At 67.2% G+C, this 17,938-nt stretch carries 18 protein-coding genes and 1 pseudogene; 6 read left to right on the forward strand and 13 right to left on the reverse strand.

Going from position 1 to position 17,938, the window contains the following annotated elements; genetic code table 11:
• Positions 1 to 63: 63 nt before the first annotated feature.
• Together ACWDA7_RS39920 and ACWDA7_RS39925 are read right to left on the reverse strand one after the other, a co-directional pair.
• Positions 64 to 564: a helix-turn-helix domain-containing protein gene (locus ACWDA7_RS39920; protein ID WP_450611313.1), complete on the reverse strand. Its 501-nt coding sequence runs from the start codon at positions 562 to 564 to the stop codon at positions 64 to 66.
• 62 nt (positions 565 to 626) lie between these two features.
• Positions 627 to 1,349 carry a TnsA-like heteromeric transposase endonuclease subunit gene (locus ACWDA7_RS39925; protein ID WP_450611315.1) on the reverse strand — a complete coding sequence of 241 codons (723 nt, stop codon included), beginning with the start codon at positions 1,347 to 1,349 and terminating at the stop codon, positions 627 to 629.
• Positions 1,350 to 1,629: 280 nt separating this feature from the next.
• Here ACWDA7_RS39925 and ACWDA7_RS39930 point away from each other — a divergent pair, with 280 nt between their 5' ends.
• A complete protein-coding gene (locus ACWDA7_RS39930; RefSeq protein ID WP_450611317.1) occupies positions 1,630 to 1,815 on the forward strand; it encodes a hypothetical protein in 186 nt (61 codons plus the stop codon).
• Between the two features lie 593 nt (positions 1,816 to 2,408).
• On the opposite strand, the gene ACWDA7_RS39935 is transcribed toward ACWDA7_RS39930, so the two are convergent.
• The 4 genes from ACWDA7_RS39935 to ACWDA7_RS39950 form a co-directional block, all read right to left on the reverse strand.
• Positions 2,409 to 2,744 carry a hypothetical protein gene (locus ACWDA7_RS39935; protein WP_450611319.1) on the reverse strand — a complete coding sequence of 112 codons (336 nt, stop codon included), beginning with the start codon at positions 2,742 to 2,744 and terminating at the stop codon, positions 2,409 to 2,411.
• A 308-nt stretch (positions 2,745 to 3,052) separates the two neighbouring features.
• Positions 3,053 to 3,505, reverse strand: a complete 453-nt coding sequence (locus ACWDA7_RS39940) for a hypothetical protein (RefSeq protein ID WP_450611320.1) — start codon at positions 3,503 to 3,505, stop codon at positions 3,053 to 3,055.
• Positions 3,506 to 3,855: 350 nt separating this feature from the next.
• Positions 3,856 to 4,356 (reverse strand): hypothetical protein, encoded by a 501-nt coding sequence (locus tag ACWDA7_RS39945; RefSeq protein WP_450611322.1) that lies wholly within the window; start codon positions 4,354 to 4,356, stop codon positions 3,856 to 3,858.
• A gap of 216 nt (positions 4,357 to 4,572) precedes the next feature.
• Positions 4,573 to 4,950: a hypothetical protein gene (locus ACWDA7_RS39950; RefSeq protein WP_450611324.1), complete on the reverse strand. Its 378-nt coding sequence runs from the start codon at positions 4,948 to 4,950 to the stop codon at positions 4,573 to 4,575.
• A gap of 12 nt (positions 4,951 to 4,962) precedes the next feature.
• Between ACWDA7_RS39950 and ACWDA7_RS39955 the strand changes: the two are divergent.
• From ACWDA7_RS39955 to ACWDA7_RS39965, 3 genes and pseudogenes are all read left to right on the forward strand, one after another.
• Positions 4,963 to 5,550 (forward strand): annotated as a pseudogene (locus ACWDA7_RS39955) (DUF4097 family beta strand repeat-containing protein); the annotation flags it as partial.
• Positions 5,551 to 6,202: 652 nt separating this feature from the next.
• Complete coding sequence (locus ACWDA7_RS39960; protein ID WP_450611326.1) at positions 6,203 to 6,832, forward strand: hypothetical protein; 630 nt, start codon at positions 6,203 to 6,205, stop codon at positions 6,830 to 6,832.
• Between the two features lie 462 nt (positions 6,833 to 7,294).
• Positions 7,295 to 7,594: a hypothetical protein gene (locus ACWDA7_RS39965; protein ID WP_450611328.1), complete on the forward strand. Its 300-nt coding sequence runs from the start codon at positions 7,295 to 7,297 to the stop codon at positions 7,592 to 7,594.
• A 644-nt stretch (positions 7,595 to 8,238) separates the two neighbouring features.
• On the opposite strand, the gene ACWDA7_RS39970 is transcribed toward ACWDA7_RS39965, so the two are convergent.
• The 3 genes from ACWDA7_RS39970 to ACWDA7_RS39980 all read right to left on the reverse strand — a co-directional run bounded on the left by ACWDA7_RS39970 (position 8,239) and on the right by ACWDA7_RS39980 (position 11,775).
• Positions 8,239 to 8,595 (reverse strand): DUF6233 domain-containing protein, encoded by a 357-nt coding sequence (locus ACWDA7_RS39970; protein WP_450611330.1) that lies wholly within the window; start codon positions 8,593 to 8,595, stop codon positions 8,239 to 8,241.
• An 84-nt stretch (positions 8,596 to 8,679) separates the two neighbouring features.
• Positions 8,680 to 9,597, reverse strand: a complete 918-nt coding sequence (locus ACWDA7_RS39975; RefSeq protein WP_450611332.1) for an ADP-ribosylglycohydrolase family protein — start codon at positions 9,595 to 9,597, stop codon at positions 8,680 to 8,682.
• Between the two features lie 165 nt (positions 9,598 to 9,762).
• The gene (locus tag ACWDA7_RS39980) at positions 9,763 to 11,775 is read right to left on the reverse strand and encodes a PE-PGRS family protein (RefSeq protein WP_450611334.1); all 2,013 of its coding nucleotides are present in this window, start codon (positions 11,773 to 11,775) and stop codon (positions 9,763 to 9,765) included.
• A 642-nt stretch (positions 11,776 to 12,417) separates the two neighbouring features.
• Here ACWDA7_RS39980 and ACWDA7_RS39985 point away from each other — a divergent pair.
• Positions 12,418 to 12,786, forward strand: coding sequence for a hypothetical protein (locus ACWDA7_RS39985; protein WP_450611336.1), 369 nt, complete (start codon positions 12,418 to 12,420; stop codon positions 12,784 to 12,786).
• 387 nt (positions 12,787 to 13,173) lie between these two features.
• Here the strand turns inward: ACWDA7_RS39985 and ACWDA7_RS39990 are convergent, their stop codons facing one another.
• From ACWDA7_RS39990 to ACWDA7_RS40005, 4 genes are all read right to left on the reverse strand, one after another.
• On the reverse strand, positions 13,174 to 14,850 hold the full coding sequence (locus ACWDA7_RS39990; RefSeq protein ID WP_450611337.1) for a hypothetical protein: 1,677 nt from the start codon (positions 14,848 to 14,850) through the stop codon (positions 13,174 to 13,176).
• Entirely contained in the window at positions 14,847 to 15,218 is a 372-nt protein-coding gene (locus ACWDA7_RS39995) for a hypothetical protein (RefSeq protein WP_450611339.1), read from the reverse strand. Before ACWDA7_RS39995 ends, ACWDA7_RS39990 begins: the two co-directional genes overlap by 4 nt.
• Positions 15,219 to 15,805: 587 nt before the next feature.
• On the reverse strand, positions 15,806 to 16,093 hold the full coding sequence (locus tag ACWDA7_RS40000) for a WhiB family transcriptional regulator (RefSeq protein ID WP_450611341.1): 288 nt from the start codon (positions 16,091 to 16,093) through the stop codon (positions 15,806 to 15,808).
• Between the two features lie 298 nt (positions 16,094 to 16,391).
• A complete protein-coding gene (locus tag ACWDA7_RS40005; protein ID WP_450611343.1) occupies positions 16,392 to 16,910 on the reverse strand; it encodes a hypothetical protein in 519 nt (172 codons plus the stop codon).
• Between the two features lie 169 nt (positions 16,911 to 17,079).
• Here ACWDA7_RS40005 and ACWDA7_RS40010 point away from each other — a divergent pair, with 169 nt between their 5' ends.
• Complete coding sequence (locus ACWDA7_RS40010) at positions 17,080 to 17,544, forward strand: hypothetical protein (protein ID WP_450611345.1); 465 nt, start codon at positions 17,080 to 17,082, stop codon at positions 17,542 to 17,544.
• Positions 17,545 to 17,938: the final 394 nt, after the last annotated feature.

Here is a 17,938-nt window from a genome sequence, read left to right on the forward strand (position 1 = left end):
GCGGCCTGGATCAACAAGCCGGCACCAGCCGGCCCACTGATCCCGACACAACGTTAAAACGATCTACCTGCCTTGATCACTTTGACAGGTTCCGCACCGGTCATCGACCGACGGCTGCGTCGGCCCGGACAAGCCGTGCTTCGAGACAAGCCCGGCCTCACCATGACACCGAAAATCCGCGACCCATTGCTTGATCGAGCGGACCGACACCCCAAGTTCCCGAGCCTTCGCTGCGTACTTGGCCTCAGCCGGCTCACCGGCCCCGTACTCGGCGCGAGGTTCTCCTTCGCGTACGAGTTCCGCACTGCCCGAGCGGTAGCCCGTCAGGACCTCGCGGACATGTTCCGCTCGTTCGAGGACTTTCCGTCGCTCATCATCACGCAGTTGGCTCAGGACAACTGAAGCGATCTCCCCAGCATCATCTGCCGACGGACCGGCCTGGTCAGGAACGATCTCGGCACGGTCGGAGAACAACAGCTCCTTCAGGGACAGCCGCCGGACGCAGCCATGCCCGTCCTTGAGGACCACCTCGTTTCCCGTGGTCGTCGCCGCCAGCTCGACCACTTCGACGGTCTCTCCGTCGTAGCGGAATCGCGTACCGACTCCGACGCGAGCCCCGGCCCTGCTCATGCCGGCTGCCGCAGCGTGCGCGACGGGCCGAGTGGCTGGTCGAGATCGGTAACAAGACTCTGCGTCCAGAGCAAATGATGGATGGCTGACCGGACTTGGGGTCCCGGCCGGCCAGGCAGACAGGCCGCGGCCCGCCCCAAGGGCACTCCACCGAGATCAATTCCACGAAGCTCTTCCAGCAGTGCGGCGCTAAACAGCCAGTCCCTGCGGTAGCCCGCCAAGAATCGGACATTCTCCAGCTCCACCGTCGGAGGCTCGCTCCAGACCTCGTACTTCCATCCGCGCGCCTCCACCGCCTGCCGGGTCCAATCGAAGGTGAACGCGACCTCGGGCTTGGACACGCGGTGCAGTGGCTTGACGTCAACGATCACCGGCACCTGGTCGGTGAGCAGGAGATAGTCTGGGATGTGCTTGCGGATCTTCCCTTCCAGCACGGTCTGAAGCAGGAAGGGCTGAGCCACGATGCCGTGGACGCTGCGATCGAAGTCTGCGAAGAGCAATCGGGCCAGCTCCAGGCGGGATTCGTAGATCACGTGGTCGCGCATGGTCGCCGACCAGTAGATACCCGAGTAGTGCTTCTGCCCTCGGTGCCAGCGGAATACCCGCCACGGCGCCGCGGAGGCCAACAGATCCTTGGAAGCAGCCGGCCACGCATACTCCTCGGCCTCGTCGCCATCATGGCGGCGCACTCTGACCACGACTTCCGCAGCAATGCCCACGGCGTACCCTCACCCAGACCATGGTCCGTACGACCAGGCTGCCCGCCGTCGAGAGTAGGCGCCCGAGCTTGGAGCCAAGTAGCCCGAAAGAGTGAACGCGCCGACCTGCTTGTCTCACGGCCGCTTCATAAGTGCAGCCGATATGAAGCGGAGCGTGAGACTGTGCAGCGAAATCTGAGACCCTACAAGAGTAGGCGCAGTGGAGCGATGCCATGATGGGCCGCTGGTAGGCGCGCTCGAGGTACACGGCCGCGGTGTTGGCGCCGACGTCCAGGAGCCCATGTCCGACGCCGAACACGACGGCCACGGGTATCAGCGCGGTCAGGGTATGGCATTGGCCGAGCACGGCCAGGGCCACGCCGAAAATGGCCGCTGGTGCGGCAAGCAGCCGGGCGGGTCCGTGACGGTCGGCGAGGCGGCCGCCGATCTGGAGGCCGACGACCATGCCGGCCGCTGCGGCGAGTAGGACGACGGCCAGTCGGCCGGGGCCGAGGTGGGCGGCGGCCTGCACCGCCGGCATGCGTGCTCCCCATACGGCCATGAGCGCACCGAGGATCGCGAAGACTCCGCTGAGCAGCTGGCGGGCTCGGAGCGGGGCTGGTGCGGTGCGCGGTGTGGCGGTCGCGGTGAGGGTCATCTATGCCCGCCGTGAGCTCGCTGTCTCAGCACAGGTGGCTGGGTGCTGTCCCCGCTGGTTGCGGGTCCGTGGGTGGCGCGGGCACCGAAGTGTGTCGACGGGGGTGCACCGGCGCTGGAGTGGATGAGCTTCATGGCGCGAGACAAGCACCCAGTGTGGGAAGCCGCCGTGTGCCAGAGACCTTCGTCCCAAGTGTTGCGTCGCGTATCTGCGGCGCTCTCCCCTTGAGCGGGAAGGGCATGGAGGCGGCGGCCTTCGACGAGTGTCCTACGGCCGCTTTGAGGCCATGGCTACGCCGAGCGCGGGGCGCTGCAGCCTCTCCAGCAATGACCGTCCGTGTGTCGTGCGGGCTGGGGCCGTCAGTTCGCGGTTGGTCATCGGAAGGCCCTCGTGTCGGGCCCTCCGATGAGGTTCATCCGGGCTCAGGTTTTTGGTGCGGGCGGGCCGCCGAGAGTCGGTGTCAGACCCAGTCGCAGGGCCATGTAGTCGAGTTGAGAGGCGATCGGGGCGATCAGGGCGCTGGAGCGGCTTGCGGTGAATCGGTCCTTGGGGGTGTTCTGGCGCTTACCGGGTTCGAACAGCCAAGTGGGCCTGAAGTCCTCGTAATACCAGTGAGTCTCACCGTCGAGCCGGGAGAAGCACGCGAGCCTCTGGTGGGTTGCGCCGCCGTCTTGGGCGAGAATCGCCTCTCCGTAGAGCCCCAGGGTTGGTGTGGCCGCTGAGCCTTTCGGGAGGGCGCGGAGTTCCAAGGTGGTCACGCACACGGTGACGTCGATGGTGGCACCGTCGTCGGGGCAGCGGGCGAGGAACTCTAGGGCTGTGGCGACGGGGTTGCCGAGCTGGTCATGGGTACTTCCTCCTTGGGGGTGTCGGGCTCCGTTGGAGCCCTGGGTTGTGGGGTCGTTCCTGGCGCGAGCGTAGACCGCCGCCCTCGCCCCTGGTCCTCTTCCACAGCGGGGCCGGAAATGATCACCGTTGAGAAAACTTCACTGGCCAGGACGTCATCAACCACAGGACGCAAAACGGTCTGCCGACGGAGCCGGCAGACCGTCACGCAAGATCGAAGCTAGCGGTACAGCGTAGAGGTGTACTGGCTCCTGCTGTCTCCCAGATAATTGCTGTCGTAGGTGCCCTTCGGCGTGAGCAACGAATATGCGGTCACCATCGGCTCGAAGTGCCACAGGCCCGTGTGGGCAGTCTTGCCGAAGGTGACCCGCACGTAGACGTGGCCGACCTTGCCGGAGGCGAGCTTCACCGTGGAACTGGCCGGGAGGTCGAAGCCGAACAACCCGTTCGACTCCTGGTAGCTGGGCCTTTCCCAGCGGTGGCGTACCGGGTTCCACCACGTGGCCGAGATACCGCGCAGCTGCCCTTCGCCCGGGGCGGAGAAGTTCCACAGGGACAGTGCGAAGCCGAGCGGAACCAGGGTGTCCGGCGACTTCTGCGTGTAGTACATGGTGAGGTAGAGGGTGTTACCCCGGCGGTAGGACTTGTGGATGCCGGTACCCCACTCCTTCATCGTCCCAATCTGATGGGCTGCCGCCGTGTGCGTACCGACCGGCGCCGCGGACGCTGCGCCCGCACCTATCGGAATCAACCCCACTATCGCGGCGGCTGCAGCCGCGGCAGCACGTATACGCATTCTCATGCAATCCCCTCCCACTGTTCTGCCAGCTGTGCATCCTAGCTTGCCGCCTATCCCCTCAACCGCAGCTGCCCGGTGAGCGATTCGGACCGTTTGACGGTTGCGCCCCGTCATGGCGAGTGGCAGACCGTCTGCACTGGGAGCCGGAGGGACTGCCTGAGCCGGGACGGAAGGATTTCGACGCAAAGGGTGGACCGTCCTCGGGCAGTGCACACCTGGGCGAGTCAAGCGCATCGGTCGCCAGCGAAGGCCATCAAATCCAGGTGGAGGCCGGCTCCGTCGAGCGTGGCGTCGGAGTCGCTCGTCCACCGTCCGAACGACTTGCGGATCTCGAAGTAGTAAACGCGCGGCCCTCCTGTTCCCCTTTCCCACGTCTCAACGCGCTTACCGGCCCGTCTTGCCGCGGTGGCCACTTGGTCGCGAACCGCCTGGCTCGCCGCGACGGCCGGGATGGTGACCTCGAATTGCGGGATAAGAGGACCTTCGCCCGGAGTGTGCTGACAGCGCAGCCGGACTTTCCCGTCGTGCTGTCGTCCGAACTGGGTGCGGAGCGTGTCCATCAGCGGGTCGTTGTTCAATTGGACGAACCGCTCTCGGGTGCGCGCGTCCTGTTCGGACTGCCGGCAAGCCTGTATTCCCGCTGCAGTCGCGGCCGCCAGGAAGGCAACAACCAGTATCAAAGGACGCCGAAGACCGGGCTGTCTTCCCGGTTGGGCGCCATTCATGCGGTTTCCGTCGCCACGCTCGCAAACTGCGACCTCAAGAGAACGGACAACGTTCCCCAATGCATGGATGCCGTGGCGTCCACGCTCCGCAGACCTTCCCCGGGTGGAGGTGTCGGCGCGGAAACCGGGACCAAAGCTCCGGAGGTCGCGACTCGACGGAGTCCCGCTTAGAACGCGGGCTCAATTCCCATCGTCTGCTTCAGAGTCGACCTCTGATCACGGACCGCCCGACAAGTCGTAAGTGACGTACTCGTGACTGCCCTTTTCAAGGAACATCGACTCCGCGCACGGAACCCCCAGCTGCCTGTCGTGCCTGCTGCTAAGGCCGACCGCGTAGAGCTTCCACCCCGCTGGCTCGATGGTGTCCACGAGCGCGTGGGTGGTCCCGCGCGGCAGGCTCGAGACCGTCGCCCCTGGAAACGTGTCCCAGTTCCGCCCGTAGTAGGTCAACCTCGGCGGAGCTTCCCAGAAGGCGAACGTGTGATAGGTGGCCCGGTAGTACACCCACCACCCGAGAGCAGCGAGCACCACGGCGACGGCGACAGAGACCGCGACCTGCTTTGTCAGCCGCGCTGACGAACCACCAACCGCCACCGTGCCTCCACCATGCCGAGCCGCTCGACGCTGACTATCCCACCCACGCGTAACGACCTGAGCACCCGCGCGCGGCAGGTCACGCGCCAGAAGAGCCGCCACGTGAAGGCGGCGGAGCAGGTCACGGTCGTCTACCGCGACGATGTCCTGCGCATCGAGGCTGTGGAGGCGAGGAGCCGGGTTCTCGGAAGCTCAGGATCCGTCGAGGTCACCGTCCAGCCGCCGGCTGGCTCCCGTGTCGAGGCGAAGGCAGCCAGCGCCGAACTACGCCGTGTGGGACGCCTCGGTAACGTCGCGTTCGAGGGTGCGTACGGCGAGGAGGTCGCCGTCAAGCTCGACGAGGCCGCCAGCATCCGCCTCACCACGCTCGCTGGTGATGTCTCGGTCGGTCGCCTCACCGGTCCCGGTGAGATCAGCGCCCAGAAGGGCGATATCCACGTCGTCGAGGCGGCGGGTGGCACGCTCACGCTGAGCACCCAGCAGGGCGACATCACTGTCGGCGCTGCCGACGGAATCTCCGCCTCTCTGGACGCCAGCACCTCCTACGGCCGGATCCACAACGCGCTCATGAACACCGACGGCGCCCGCAGCCTGGCGGTCGACCGTGTGCCCGTGCCGGGCCGGTATGTGGTTGCCGCGGGCGGCGACATGGGCGGCGATCCGCATTTGATGGAGTGGATAGGCGTTTGCCTCGATCCGATATTCGTTCGTAACTCGCGCATTCGAGTCAGTACTGGTTTGAGTGCCACAGGGGAAGCGGATGGTGCGGTCGGCAGGGCGAATAGAGGTGCGATCTGTTGTCACTGCGCGCGCAGCGCAAACGTTAGCCGCCGCAGCACTGTCCTCCAGCACTGTCTTTGGCTACCGTGTATAAGAGACAGGACTTACCCTCCCTGCAAGCTGAACTGGGCAGCGTTGACGGGGGGTCGGGGGCTGAGTTGTCGAGGCCCGGTGGCGTTGTGGGCTTCTGCTGTGTGGCGCGGAGGTACTTCGGATGCGGGAACAGGATCTAGCTGAACTCAAGGCAATGCTTCCGCAACGGCGGCTGGACGATCATGTCCAGTTGGCGCGTGGGGCCTCCGCTCGGCCTTCGAGGTGGCCTCGCCTGCGTGCAGGCGCGCAGGCGCGGATCGCAGCCGGGCGTGAAATCGAGCGGGTTTGGATCGACGCGCCGCCCCTGGACGCTGCGACGGCTGAGCGCGTGGTCCCACCGCCGGCACTGCCTCAAACCATCCTGCTGGACCGGCCCAACGTGATCGGAATTGAGGCCGTTAATGTCCCGTACCGTGCACCCCTGCTAGGTACGCACTACCAGCCCGACAACAGTTGGGCACAAATATATCTCGAGGCGCCTGAGAACGACATTGCCATCTGCTGGTTGACTTTCTATTTCATATGGGACAATCCCAACGGGGACGTCACCATCGACGTCGAGACCAGTATGAGCGTGATCGGCTACGCGGAGGTCGTAGCCTACCCCCATTTGCTTCCGAGTCTGGTCGGTGAGACTGGCACACATGCAGGGGCCGACATCTATCTCGCCTTCGCGCAGTTCGTAAACGGGGTGCCTGAGCCGGACCCGCCGTTCCAGTCCGCTGCGCGTCAAGAACCCCTATTCGTTCAGGCAGAGAGCGTCTCGCGGCTAATTCACTGGTTCGCTGGCCCCGACACTAAGTTCTCGCCGAACGTCGACGGGGCCTTTGCCCTCCGCTACAGCGGGTACCCCGTCAGGCGCGGCGCAAGAGTGCTCTTCCAAGCTGTCCTGCAGGCAGAGGTATGGCCCCATGATGACGGCGGCGGCTTCGTCGACTTAGGGCATGGAAAAGGCCTAGTCGGCTGCCCCTTCGTCAAACTCATCGTCACCCCCATGACCAATAAGTGAGCAGCGCACTGCTTCCAGAGGCACGATCACCGTGTCCCCAGTGATGAGAGCTCGTTGAGCGGGACCAGGGGCGCGGCTCGTGGGGTTGAATTGCCGCGGGTGGCCTGCTGGGGATCGCGAACCGTTGGTCCTCCCAGACCGGGGCCGACCGCAGGACCGCGGGACGCGGGACGCGCCCGGCGGAGCCGTGCTTTCGCGGCGGTGCTCTACGCACTGGTGCCGGCGCCGGTGGCCACACGGGCATGCGCGCACGCCGCGTGAGAACCGCGCAATTGACGTGTTCGGCGCCCGCTTCGTTTGCGTCCCCGGTCGTATGCCACTTGAGCCAACTCCGAACTCGCCACGGCGGCGGCCGACACCCCGAAGCCGGACATCGACTACAACAAAGGCGACATCCCGGGCTACATCAGTCGCTCTCTTCTGTCGCTCGCCGACCACGACCGGGAGACCGTACTCTGCGGCGTGGCCGACTGTCTGACAGCGATGCCCCGCAACCACATGGAATCGACGGCAACATCAGTGCTGGCCGTGGCCTTCGCCGAGCCCTTCCACGACGAGCTCCTCCCGATCGCCGAACTCACTGAGGGGCAACAACGGCTCCTCCAGGCATCGGTGAAGGCCGGGCCCTGGGGCGCGTACGGGAAGCGGTTCGAAGAGAGCCTCAGGAGCCGGCGGCTGCCCGACACCCGGGCGGTTCTGCGTGCCTACGTGGGCCTTCCGGACGACGGCCACGACGACACGACCGGATACATCTGGGGTTGAGCGTTGCCGTTGGTCGAGCGGGCGGCTTAAGAGTCAACGCCCTGGGCAATTGGGGTGGGACCGGGATCCGATATGGTCGACAATCTGTGGCGATATCCGAAAACTCAGTCCCTTCGGTCCCTGTCGAGGACGGAAACCCCTTAGTGACCCGCGGCTTTGCCTAGCGGCTGAGGTGCGCGGCTTCAGACCCTGTCTGGCCGCGGTGGCGGTCCGTCAGTGCCCAAGCAGGCGGGCGCAGACCTGCGGACGCAAGGGAGGGGCCGCCCGATAGTCAACCAGCACCAGGACTGCGGTGGCCGGTCCAGGGTGCGCGCGGCGCATCGCGTGAGCGACGCCGAAGGCGCCCTCGACGGGCTGGCTCGGTCCGGTCACCCAACTGCCCGGCAAGCCGGCCGCGACCGAAGAGTCCGACGAGGTGGCTCCGGGCGTCTACCGGGTGCGCGGCGATCAGTCCTGGGACCGGTCTGGCACCGCACGGGGGTAAGACGCCGGCAGCGCGGTTCACGCAAGGCCAACGCCGTGGCGCCCCCGGCAGCCGTCGACGTGTCGGAAACCCGTGGCGTGAATCATGTCGGCAAACGCGACCGTGCCAGCGCCGCACCTTGCGGCTGGTCTCCGAGATAGGAGCCCTGGGCCGGGCCGCACTACAGCAGCGGGCCGAGCGCCACCGCGGCGTCGCACTCCTTGCACGCAACCGCCCCGGCCGTCGACCGCACGACCTCCAGCGCCGCGTGCACGTCGATCTCCTCGCCGTCAGCAGGAGCCTCCGGGCAGTCCCAGATGTGCACCGCGACCGAGCCGGGGCGCCTGCGCGCCCGCGGCGTCCGCTGCACCTTCCAGCCCCACCGGCCCGGGTCCGGTGCTTGGTGCTCTGGCGGCAGGCGGTGGGTGGGCACCTGGTCGTACGACACCCCTTCGACCGGCCGGGCTTGGTCGGGCGTCAGCCACACCAGGTACTCGCGCGGCTCCACGGTCTCGGACGACCCGTCGTTGGCCCACATCGGCAGACCGACCCTGTGGCCGCAGCAGGGGCAGGGGCGGCGGCCGGCCAGCGTGGCGGTGTGGGCGGCGTTCCAGGACTGGTGTCAGTCCAGCCAAGCGGGCAGGGTCTCTGTACGGTTACGCCAGGGGGCGGGGATGCCTTCGGTGCCAACGCGGGAGGCGACGATGCCGCCGACGATCGCGCAGGTGGTGTCGACGTCTCCACCGGCCGAGGCAGTGGCCCACAGGGCAGTCGCGTAATCGGTCAGATTCCGGGCGGCGCACCAGAGGGTGAAGGGGACCGTATCGACGGCGCTGACCTGGCGTCCGTTGCCGAGATGATGGGCGGCGAGTTCGACGTAAGGCTGGTCCAGGAGAGTACGCGCCTCGATGATGCCGTCGCGTACCCGGCTGGGCGGGACAAGGTCCAAAACGATGGCGAGCAGGTCCGTGCCGGTCACGGGTTCGGTGCGGCGGTGCGCGGCGCGGCTGGCGGCGACGGCGACCGCGACGGCCCCGGCGACGGCCTCGGGGTGGGTGTGGGTCACCTCGGCGGACATGGCAGCCTGCCGGGCTGCGTGTTCCGGGTCGCCTGGGTAGCGGGCGCCGAGAGGGGCGACGCGCATCGCTGCCCCGTTGCCCCAGGAGCCCTGCCCGTCGAACAGTCCGGCCGCGAGTTCGCGCCAGTTGCCGCCCTGGCGGACTAGGCGCAGCAGGCGGTTCATCGCGGGACCGTAGCCGCGGTCGAAGTCGTGCCGTTCGGCGAAGGAACGGGCGAGTTCATCTTGGTCTACCTCGCCTCGTTGCATGACGAGTCGGTGGATGGAGCAGGCCATCTCCGTGTCGTCGGTCCACGGCCAGGGCGCTTCAGGCAGTTGCTGGTCACGCAGAGCGGGGAGGTTGTCGGGGACGAAGAACTGGGCTCCGAAGGCGTCGCCGACGGCCAGGCCGTTCAAGGCGTCGCGGGCGGTGGCGATGGGATCGATCGGTGGGCTATTGAAGGAGTACGAGTGGGAGGCCATTGCCGGGCATCCTGCCAATCCCAGCCCATGCCGGCCACTGGTTTCATCGCGTGGAGGAACTGCACTGGCGGGCCCGCCTATCGCGTCGGGGACGGTGGAAGCTGCGGAGGGACCGCGTCGAGGCATGCACATCGTCGTCGCCCCTGCTGACCGACCCCCAGATGATCAGGTCGTGACTGATGGTTGCCGGTCCAGGAGGTGGTGCATCACGTGCTCCGGGATGGCCGGGTTAGCGGCTGCGGACATGGCGGTGGTGGCGTCGTGGAGCTGGCTGGTCAGCGCGCGCGTGGTTAGGCGCGGGTCGCGCGCTGCCGCTTCTCTGATGGCCCAGGCGGGGTCGTCAAGGAGGCGGATCACCGAGGCCGGCGTGAGACGCGGGTCGCGAAGGGCTCGCCAGCGCACACCGCGGTCGGGGTCACGGCTGAACATCTCGACCATGTACGCCGTGGCGGCGGGGTCTTCGAGGGCGAGCTGGCGCATGCGGGGATCGGGGTCGTCGGCGTACTGCAGGGTGCTCTGGCGAGGGAAGTTGGGGTGTTCCGGGAAACAGGCGGCTGAGTAGCCGTCCCACGTCCGGCACATCTCGAGCAGAACCTCGGCGGGTGCCTGGGCGCAGTTCTCGGCGAGGAACAGGCGCACGACCCAGTCCTCGTCGCGTGCCAGGCGTTCGACGACGTCGGGCGGGAGGTTCTTCGCGCAGGCGGCGCTGCGGCGGACGAGCAGGTGGGAGGAGGAGGCGCAGCGGCGTATGGCCTCTTCGTCGTGCTGCAGCGCCCGCACCCACGGGAGCGGATTGCAGCGCGCCTTTGGGTCGATCTCCACGGGGACGCGCGCACGTTCCTCCTCGGTGAGGTCCGGGCGCACCGACACCGTCCACCGGACGGCCGGGTCCAGGTCCTGACCGAGTTCAGCGACCAGGTGCGGCGCGAGGTCCGGATTGCCGGCGGCCGCGCGTCGCAACTCCCGGTCCGGGCTGTGCGCGAGAGCGTGGCCCAGTTCGTCGGAGAGCAGGCATTCCCGTGCGGCGCGGTGGCGTTGCTTGTCGTCGGGCAGAGCCGCGAACACCGAGACCGGCATCGGCGCGGTGGTGTGGGCAAGCAGGATCGCTTCGGTCCGCACTTCGGGGTCCGGGTCAGCCATCAGCGACGTGTGGGTATCCGGTTCCAGGTGCGGCCAGGCTCGCCGGCAGGCGGCGCGGCGTACGGCAGGTTCCGCATCAGCCGCAAGCGTCACCAGGTGCCGGGCGGGCAGGTCGCGATGGAGTGCGACCTCGGCTCTCACCTTCGCGCTGGGATCGGCGACGAGTTGCGCGAACGTCGCCTCGGTCAGGGGCGACCTTCCGTCCACCGCACAGGTGGTGAAGATCCATCGCAACCCGGGTTTGGGTTCAATGAAGAGCCGTTCTCGCTGCTCGGCCGTGAGTGTCCAGCGCTCTGCGAGCTGCTTGCGGACGCGTGGCTCGGGATGAGAGATCCACGCCTCGACGACTTCGTCAGGCACTTCACGGGTGATCAGCCAGCTGGCGCCGCGGAGCCGTTCGCCTTCTGCGACATCGAGCAGCCGCAGCAGTACCGAGGCGGGTGCGGCTGGGTTGCGGGCCAGCCCGTCTCGCCACGCCGACCGGAGGCGCTGTGGCGCGGTCTTCCGACGCAGTACGGCATGCCACCCGGACTCGCGCTCCTGCGGGGTCTCCTGGGCGCGGGCCTGGGCCCAGGACTCGACCCACGCGTGGAAGCGGTCGAGGGCGATCAGCCAGACCTCGTACTCCTCACTGGTCGCGCCCAGCACGCTCTCGCCGTCCAGCGACATGGCGACGAACTCAGGTCGCCCCCGGCGCTGGCCGAGCACCCCGGCCAGGTCCCACTGCTCGGCAAGGCGTACGCGCGTCCAGTGACTGCACCAGTGGGACTGGCAGCCGTGCCCGGCGACGTTGATCAGGAACTCACCGTTGTCGTCGATCACGCCGTGTTCGACGGCCAGGATATGCCACTGCCGGTTCAGTTCGGCCACCTGATCCGGCCGGTCGTCCCGCACGGCCACCGTCGGGACCGCGGTCCCGGAGATCACCGGACGCCAGGCCACCGCCGCGGGGCGCGCGTCGTTCACCCTTCCGTGCCCGACCACTTCCAGCCCCGCACGCTCCAGCAGCTCACGCAGTTCACTCTCCCCGCCCGTCATGAGCGCCATCTTCCCGGCCGCCCTTGCAGCGGTCCACCTAGATCAGCGATCACAGTCCGCGGCAGTAGTCTGCGCGAACGGATCGTGGTCGAGCAGGTGACGACCTCGCCGACCCGCCGAACAGGAACAGCCATCCCATGGCCCAACGACGCCGACAACGCCTCTGCCGGGGCCATGGCAACGAGCGCCCTGGTCCTTCATTAACAGAGGGACAAAGTGGTGCAGCTAGCGCGCTGATCGCGGTCCGCCGGCCGCAGGGCCAGGGCCCGGCTGAGGGGGGTGGTGGCCATGCTGGGGTGCCTGGCGACGACCGCGCTCGTGGCCTGCGGTGTCCGGCGCACGTTCCAAGCGCGACGCTTGCGACATCTCCTGAAGTCTTCTGGCGATCTCCGTGAAGTGGTGATCGTCAAGGTCCAGGACGGTTGTCAGCCTTCGACTTGGGTCCAGGGCTAGGAGGGCGCGGTTCAAACGGACGAGTGTTCGCATGCCTGGCCCTGCCGCCATTATTTTCGGGACTCCGCCGCGTTCGGCCCACACTTGAACCGCCCGCGCGCGGGCTGCAGCCGTAGCGGCGTAGTCCAGCCCTTCTCGGTCGTAGTTGATGAGGCGGGCTTGGGCAGCTGCCGCGTTAGGTTGTCCTGCTTGGGGCACGTGTGCGGCGAGGGGCTCGAGCAGTGGCTGCGCTGCGATGACGTTGTCGTATACCTGGGCTGCGTGCTGCGCGGCTTCCCCCATCCAGTGGTGATCGTGGCTGCCCGTGGTCCGAGCGGTCAGGAGTTCCAGGACCTCTCGTGCACGCGTTGCGGCGTCGGGCAGTTCCGCTCCACACGCGACCAGCTGGTTCCAGTCGTCGATGAGGGCCTGATCGGGAGCGTTGTCGTAGGGGCTCAGCTGTTCGGCTCGGTTGTAGGCGGCACTGGTGTTGCGGGCCTGGAAGACGATCTCGTCTGCCGCGCTGTGCGCGAGTCCTGTGCGGCGAACGACCTCGGCCACCACGTCCTGGGTGGGTAGGACTCTGGTCTTGGCGGTGATCAGGATTCCCCAGGCTCGGCCTGCTTGTTGGGCGGTGTCGGCGAGGGGCCTCTCCTGATCAGGCAGCCTTCGGATGAGCCACTCGGCTTGGGCCTCTTTGAGGGATCGTGCGCGGTCTACTGCGCTGCCGGGTAGCAGGCGGTCGAACTCTGCATCACGCCGTGCTGCCGCCAGGAGCGCTCCAGGCGCGGATCGAGCGCCCGGGGCTGGATACCGAAGGGCCTGCAGAGTGGTTGTGGTGTCGCTGCTGAACCAGTCGATGGCCTGCTGCACTGTCGAGTCCGGCTCGTCGGCTCCAGATCCGCCCCCGCTCCCAGGCGTGTCAGTGGCCATGCGAGGCTCCCTTGGGTGGTCCCTGGCTGGTCATCACACTGTCGTTTGGTAGGCGGCGTACCGTGAGGGTTCCGGTACGGACTGCTGGTGGTGCCGCGAAGCCTCCGCTGTGGCCTGGCGGGTCTGCGTGAGCGCGTACTCGATCAGTTGGCGGGGGTCGGTCTTGTTCTCCTGGACAGCGGCGGAAATGCAGCTGGTGGCGTCGCGAACTGTCCGCCGGACAGTCATGTAGATGAGCCTCTCCGCGCCGTCCTCCGTGGGGTACGGCGGGGCCGTCTTCGCTGAGTGGGCAAGGCTTTCCATCTCGGAAAGGTCCAGCGGCGGCGCGCCCTCGATCCGCGCCAGTTGGTGTGCCTGGTGGGTGATCACCCAGGGGTCACGCACGGCTCGGTCATCGAAGCGGAGTAACTGGAGGGCCTGGTATGCGTACCTGTGCTCAGGCTGCGTGAAGTCCTGGGCGGCCAGGGATTGAACCGGGCCAGGTTCGAGCAGCTGTCGAGGTTCGCGCATGAGCGATAGCAGAACTTGCCGTTCAACGTTGTGGTGTCGATAGGCCGGACTGCCCTCCGGTTCTGCCGGCTGTCGGACGTCCGGAGGAGCCGTGTCGTAGCCGGCCAAGGTGCGGGGCGCGCTGTCGAGCCGCCGTGCGAGTTCACTGAGTTGATATTCACGGGTGCCGAGTTGCATGGCCACCTGAGACAGGGAGGCGTCGGCAAGGCCGTCTCTGCGCACCGCACCCGCGAGGTCCTCGACTGCGGCGGGAATTGCGGGTTCGAGGATGTACTGAACTGCGTACAGGGCTGCGTTGTCGGGGTTGGGGCTGTAGTTCGGGTGACTGGCTTCGGTCAGGAGCTGAGCAATGCTCCGAAGCGTTCCGTTGGAGATCCTGGCCTGCGCATCCGGGTCCGCGGCTGCACGGTGGGAGTCGCTGTAGCGCAGCCGCGCGTAGATGTGGTCGATCATGGCCTGCGTGCGCTGATGGGACGGCACGCTCGCGTCTTTGGCCGCTGGGAGAGCGATGGCCGGGTCAGGGCCGGTGACGAGTGCGGACCAGATCTCGGCTGTGAGTTTGTCCCCAAAGTCCCCTGGCTGGAGCCAGAAGGGTGATGCGGCGGGATCGGAAGGGGTGTAACGAAACTGCTCAGCTCTGGAGGGGTCGTCCAGGATCGCGCCGATGACGGCAAGTTCCTTATACCGAGCATCGACGGTGTCCGCGCGACCGGCGGCCAGTTCGAACGGCACGCCCTCGATCGCGGAAGGATGCTGAGAGGCCTGAACGGTGACGTAGGCGTCATGCCGAGCGTGCTCGGGGATGGCCGACGCGGAAGGGTGTGCAAGCTGGTAGATAGCGCTGTGCATCCACGTCCAGTAGCTGGGGTCGTTGAGCGCCTCCCACGCCGCGGGTCCGCCGGCTGCGGCCTCCTGCTGGACGGTCTGCATCATCCGCTGAACGACGACATCGGCAATGGCCTGCGCGTGGTCCGGCGCGCCTTGCCAGAGTCGCTGCTCAATCTCGTCGAGCCCTCCGTTCAGGAGGACGTCGTAAATCCTCCCGAGCATGGGGTTCTGAAAGTGGCCGGCTTTGAGCCAGTAGTCCGGTGAGCTGCTATTCCAGTCGACGAAGTGGTAGTAGGCCACAGAGCGGTCTCTCAGCATGCTGCTGATGACGTTGAGCTCGTGCTGCGGCGCCTGGTAGTGGGGATTGATCACGCTTCCCCCGTCCCGGGCTCACCCGACGGCAGTGTGTCCGGTTGGTGTAGGCCCTCGGCGCGTGCTCTGGCTCCCCCACCTTCGGTTGCTGCAACGGCGGCGCGGTAGCGCTCGGCCTGGCTGTCGATCTCGGCTGTGGCCCTTTCGTCCAAGGCTTCCCAGGAGTCACCGCTCTCCCTCCACCAGCGGTCGAGGTAGTGGATGGGCGCGCCCTCGAAGGAGCCCAGCCGGACAGCCTTCCCCTCCCCCAGGAGCCGGTCCATGGACTGCGTCGGCATGGGTGCCGTAAGAACCCGCTCGCGGGTTGACTCCCGCAGGCACTCCATGCGTTCGACCCAAGCCAGCGTCTGGGTTTCGGTGTCAGCCACGGTCAGCTCCGTTCGCGGTACGGCGAATTGCTTCGTAGCGTCCATCGACACCACAGCCTCAACAGGCTGATCGGTTCGTGCGGTCCAAGGGGTGAACCCAGCAAGCGTGGAAACCTGCTGACTCGTCCCGGATGGCGGGATGGCGGGCCAAGTCCTGGGCTCCGGTCGCAACCAGCGCAGGGCAGGGCGCCTCGGCTGCCGTCCATCTGGCAGCCATACTCCGAGAACTCGGTGCGTGTCAGGCGGAGAGCTCCATTAGACGACCGGGCGCAGTGGTGCTGCCGCTTTCACGGCGGCATCTCCACGCTCCGGCGCCGGAGGCTCGGGCCCCCTCATGCATCAAGTGATCCGGGAGGTGCGGGCGTCCGGTGTTGCTTTTGCTGGTCGCAGAGGCTTTCCTCGAGCGTCGCGCCGAGCCTACGGGGTTTCCACGGCCCTATGGTGCCGGCATGGCTCGCTCGGCAGTTAGGGTGTCCTCAGGTCTGGCTGCGACGCAGCGTGGCCAGACTCCTGCCCGCTCCTAGTCCGTGCGGACCGCGGCTCTCCGGGCCGCCGCAGTGATTCCGCGTAGGCGTAGATCCCCCACCTCAGCTTGCGCGGGGACGATCGTTGGTTCGACGCGCCTCTTCGAGGACGTTTCGCCAGGAGACGACCCCTGGCTTTCGGCGCAGCAATGATCTGCGCTCACGTTCTGTCATGCCGCCCCATATGCCGAACTCAATGCGGTTGTCCAGGGCTTCGACTAGGCACTCGGTGCGTACGGGGCACGCGTTACACACTGCCTTGGCGCGATTCTGTTGGGCTCCCTGTACAAACAGCTCGTCCGGGTCTCCGCTCCGGCAGGCAGCTTCGTCGTACCACTCCCCGGTCTTCAACTTCTTCCCTCCCCCAACAGGACTCACATGGACCCTATGCTGCGGGCAACGCGCACGTGTTCCCGGGCCCTTCATTCCCGAGACAGCCGAGACATTGCGCAGCAGGTGGGGCCGCTCCGGCAGTTCAGGTGTTGGCAAGGGTGCCCGAGCGAAGGAGGCTGGCCGCCTGGGAGGCCGAGGGGATCCCGTAGGGCGGGAAGGGAATCCTGATGATTCTGCGGGCCGCGCTTGCCGAGCTTGACGACGCCCTCGCCGCGGTGGGCGAGCCCAGCCCGACCGAAACCTTCCCCGCCTGACTTCAGCGAATGCCGAGGGCGGCGCGGGCGATCAGGAGGGCGCTGCGCGCCGCGGAGGGGAACATGCTGGGGTCTTCGCGGGTGTCGTCGTAGCGGCTCGGGGTCTCCGCACGTTGCGCCGTACCGCCGTGGCGTTCAAGGAGCGTCGCTTGGACGGCGAGGAACTCCGCGACTGCCACATTCAAGCGGCTGCCGCCTGAGAGCCGTTGGACGGCCGTGCGGATCTCGGCGACCTCGCGGCGGATGCGGGCCGCGCTAGCTTCGGGCCGAGCCACCTCGGCCACGGAGGCCGGACGTTCGTTGCCCGCCCTGTCGACACGCGAGGGCAAGGCCGCCGCAGCGGGCTCGGCCGTGACGAGCTGCCCGTCCTCGGCGACGGTCTCGCCCGTGCCCTGATTGACTACGGGGCCGCGCAGACTCATCGTGCGCAACACGTCGGCGAGTTGGGCCGGAATCTCGGCCGTGGTCAGCGGCGGCAGGTCAGCGTTCGTGGGGCGCTGTGGAGTCGGCTCATCGCTCATGCCGCCGACCCTACTGCGCCCTCGGTCACACAACCGGCACATCCTCACCCGTGTAGCCCCAAACCGCATGGGCACGCGCACGGTGCGGCCGCGCCAGTCAAGGCTCCTACCCCCTTGCCGACTGACGCGGTTTCCAAGCCCTGTCAGTTCTCGCCGCTACCGTGCTGCAATGCCACGACCCCAACCAACCGACCCGTGGGCCAAACTGAACCCCCGCCACCAGACGTACCTCACGACGATCTACAACGCCGACCAGAACGCGGAGGCGAACCAGACGGGCGGCGCGTTCGACTGGGTCCACGGACCGTCGGCCAGCGAGTGGCGGTGGCAGACGTTCGCCCTCAAGGCCCCAGCCGAGCTCGTCGGCCGCACGGCCATCCAGTACGAGCTCCGCGGCGAGGACGAGCACGGCCAAGGCGCCGGCTCCTCCCTCGCCTCGCCGCGCGGGACCCCGTACGAGGAACGCGCCCCCACCGAGAAGGCCCGCCTCTTCCTCGAGCGCGCCGCTTCCGCCTCGACAGTCAGGTGCTGTGGGACGAACTGGTTGGTGTGGCACCGGACTCCGTACGCCGCCAGACTGAAACAGCACGAACGAGCGTCGACCTGGCCCCGGTCGCGCTGCGGGCCGCGATAAGCCAGAGGCACGGCAACTCCCTGGCCTGCCTGCGTCCCTCAGTTTGAATGAGGTGCCTAGAGACGCTCGTCCCGCTCAACGTGGGGCACACGATCACAGGGGTCCCTGCCCGTTGGCCTGCGGCGTCTCGCTCAAGCCGAAATACCCCTAGGAGCGTGTCTCAGTAACCGGTAACCCGCTTGTGGTTCGTGATCATTGATGCGGGATGATCACGGTATGCATGGTGGTGATGGGCTGTTCGAGGTCGAGCCGGTCGGGAAGAAGCAGCCGATGGGTCCTGCAGCGGCAGTGGACAAGAGGTTTCGGGCGTTCGACCCGCATCAGGTCCTGCTACTGCCACCGTCGCTGGACGACTGGCTGCCCGAGGACCACCTGGCCCGGTTCGTCGCCGACC

The sequence above is a fragment of the Streptomyces sp. NPDC001156 genome, from assembly GCF_053598275.1.

What these genes read in the sequence shown, in the direction of transcription:
- ACWDA7_RS39930 (WP_450611317.1), top strand. Translation starts at nt 1,630, where the DNA reads ATGTCCGACGCCGAACACGACGGCCACGGGTATCAGCGCGGTCAGGGT.
- ACWDA7_RS39940 (WP_450611320.1), bottom strand. Translation starts at nt 3,505, where the DNA reads ATGAAGGAGTGGGGTACCGGCATCCACAAGTCCTACCGCCGGGGTAAC.
- ACWDA7_RS39945 (WP_450611322.1), bottom strand. Translation starts at nt 4,356, where the DNA reads ATGAATGGCGCCCAACCGGGAAGACAGCCCGGTCTTCGGCGTCCTTTG.
- ACWDA7_RS39970 (WP_450611330.1), bottom strand. Translation starts at nt 8,595, where the DNA reads ATGTGGGCCAACGACGGGTCGTCCGAGACCGTGGAGCCGCGCGAGTAC.
- ACWDA7_RS39975 (WP_450611332.1), bottom strand. Translation starts at nt 9,597, where the DNA reads ATGGCCTCCCACTCGTACTCCTTCAATAGCCCACCGATCGATCCCATC.
- ACWDA7_RS39980 (WP_450611334.1), bottom strand. Translation starts at nt 11,775, where the DNA reads ATGACGGGCGGGGAGAGTGAACTGCGTGAGCTGCTGGAGCGTGCGGGG.
- ACWDA7_RS40005 (WP_450611343.1), bottom strand. Translation starts at nt 16,910, where the DNA reads ATGAGCGATGAGCCGACTCCACAGCGCCCCACGAACGCTGACCTGCCG.
- ACWDA7_RS40010 (WP_450611345.1), top strand. Translation starts at nt 17,080, where the DNA reads ATGCCACGACCCCAACCAACCGACCCGTGGGCCAAACTGAACCCCCGC.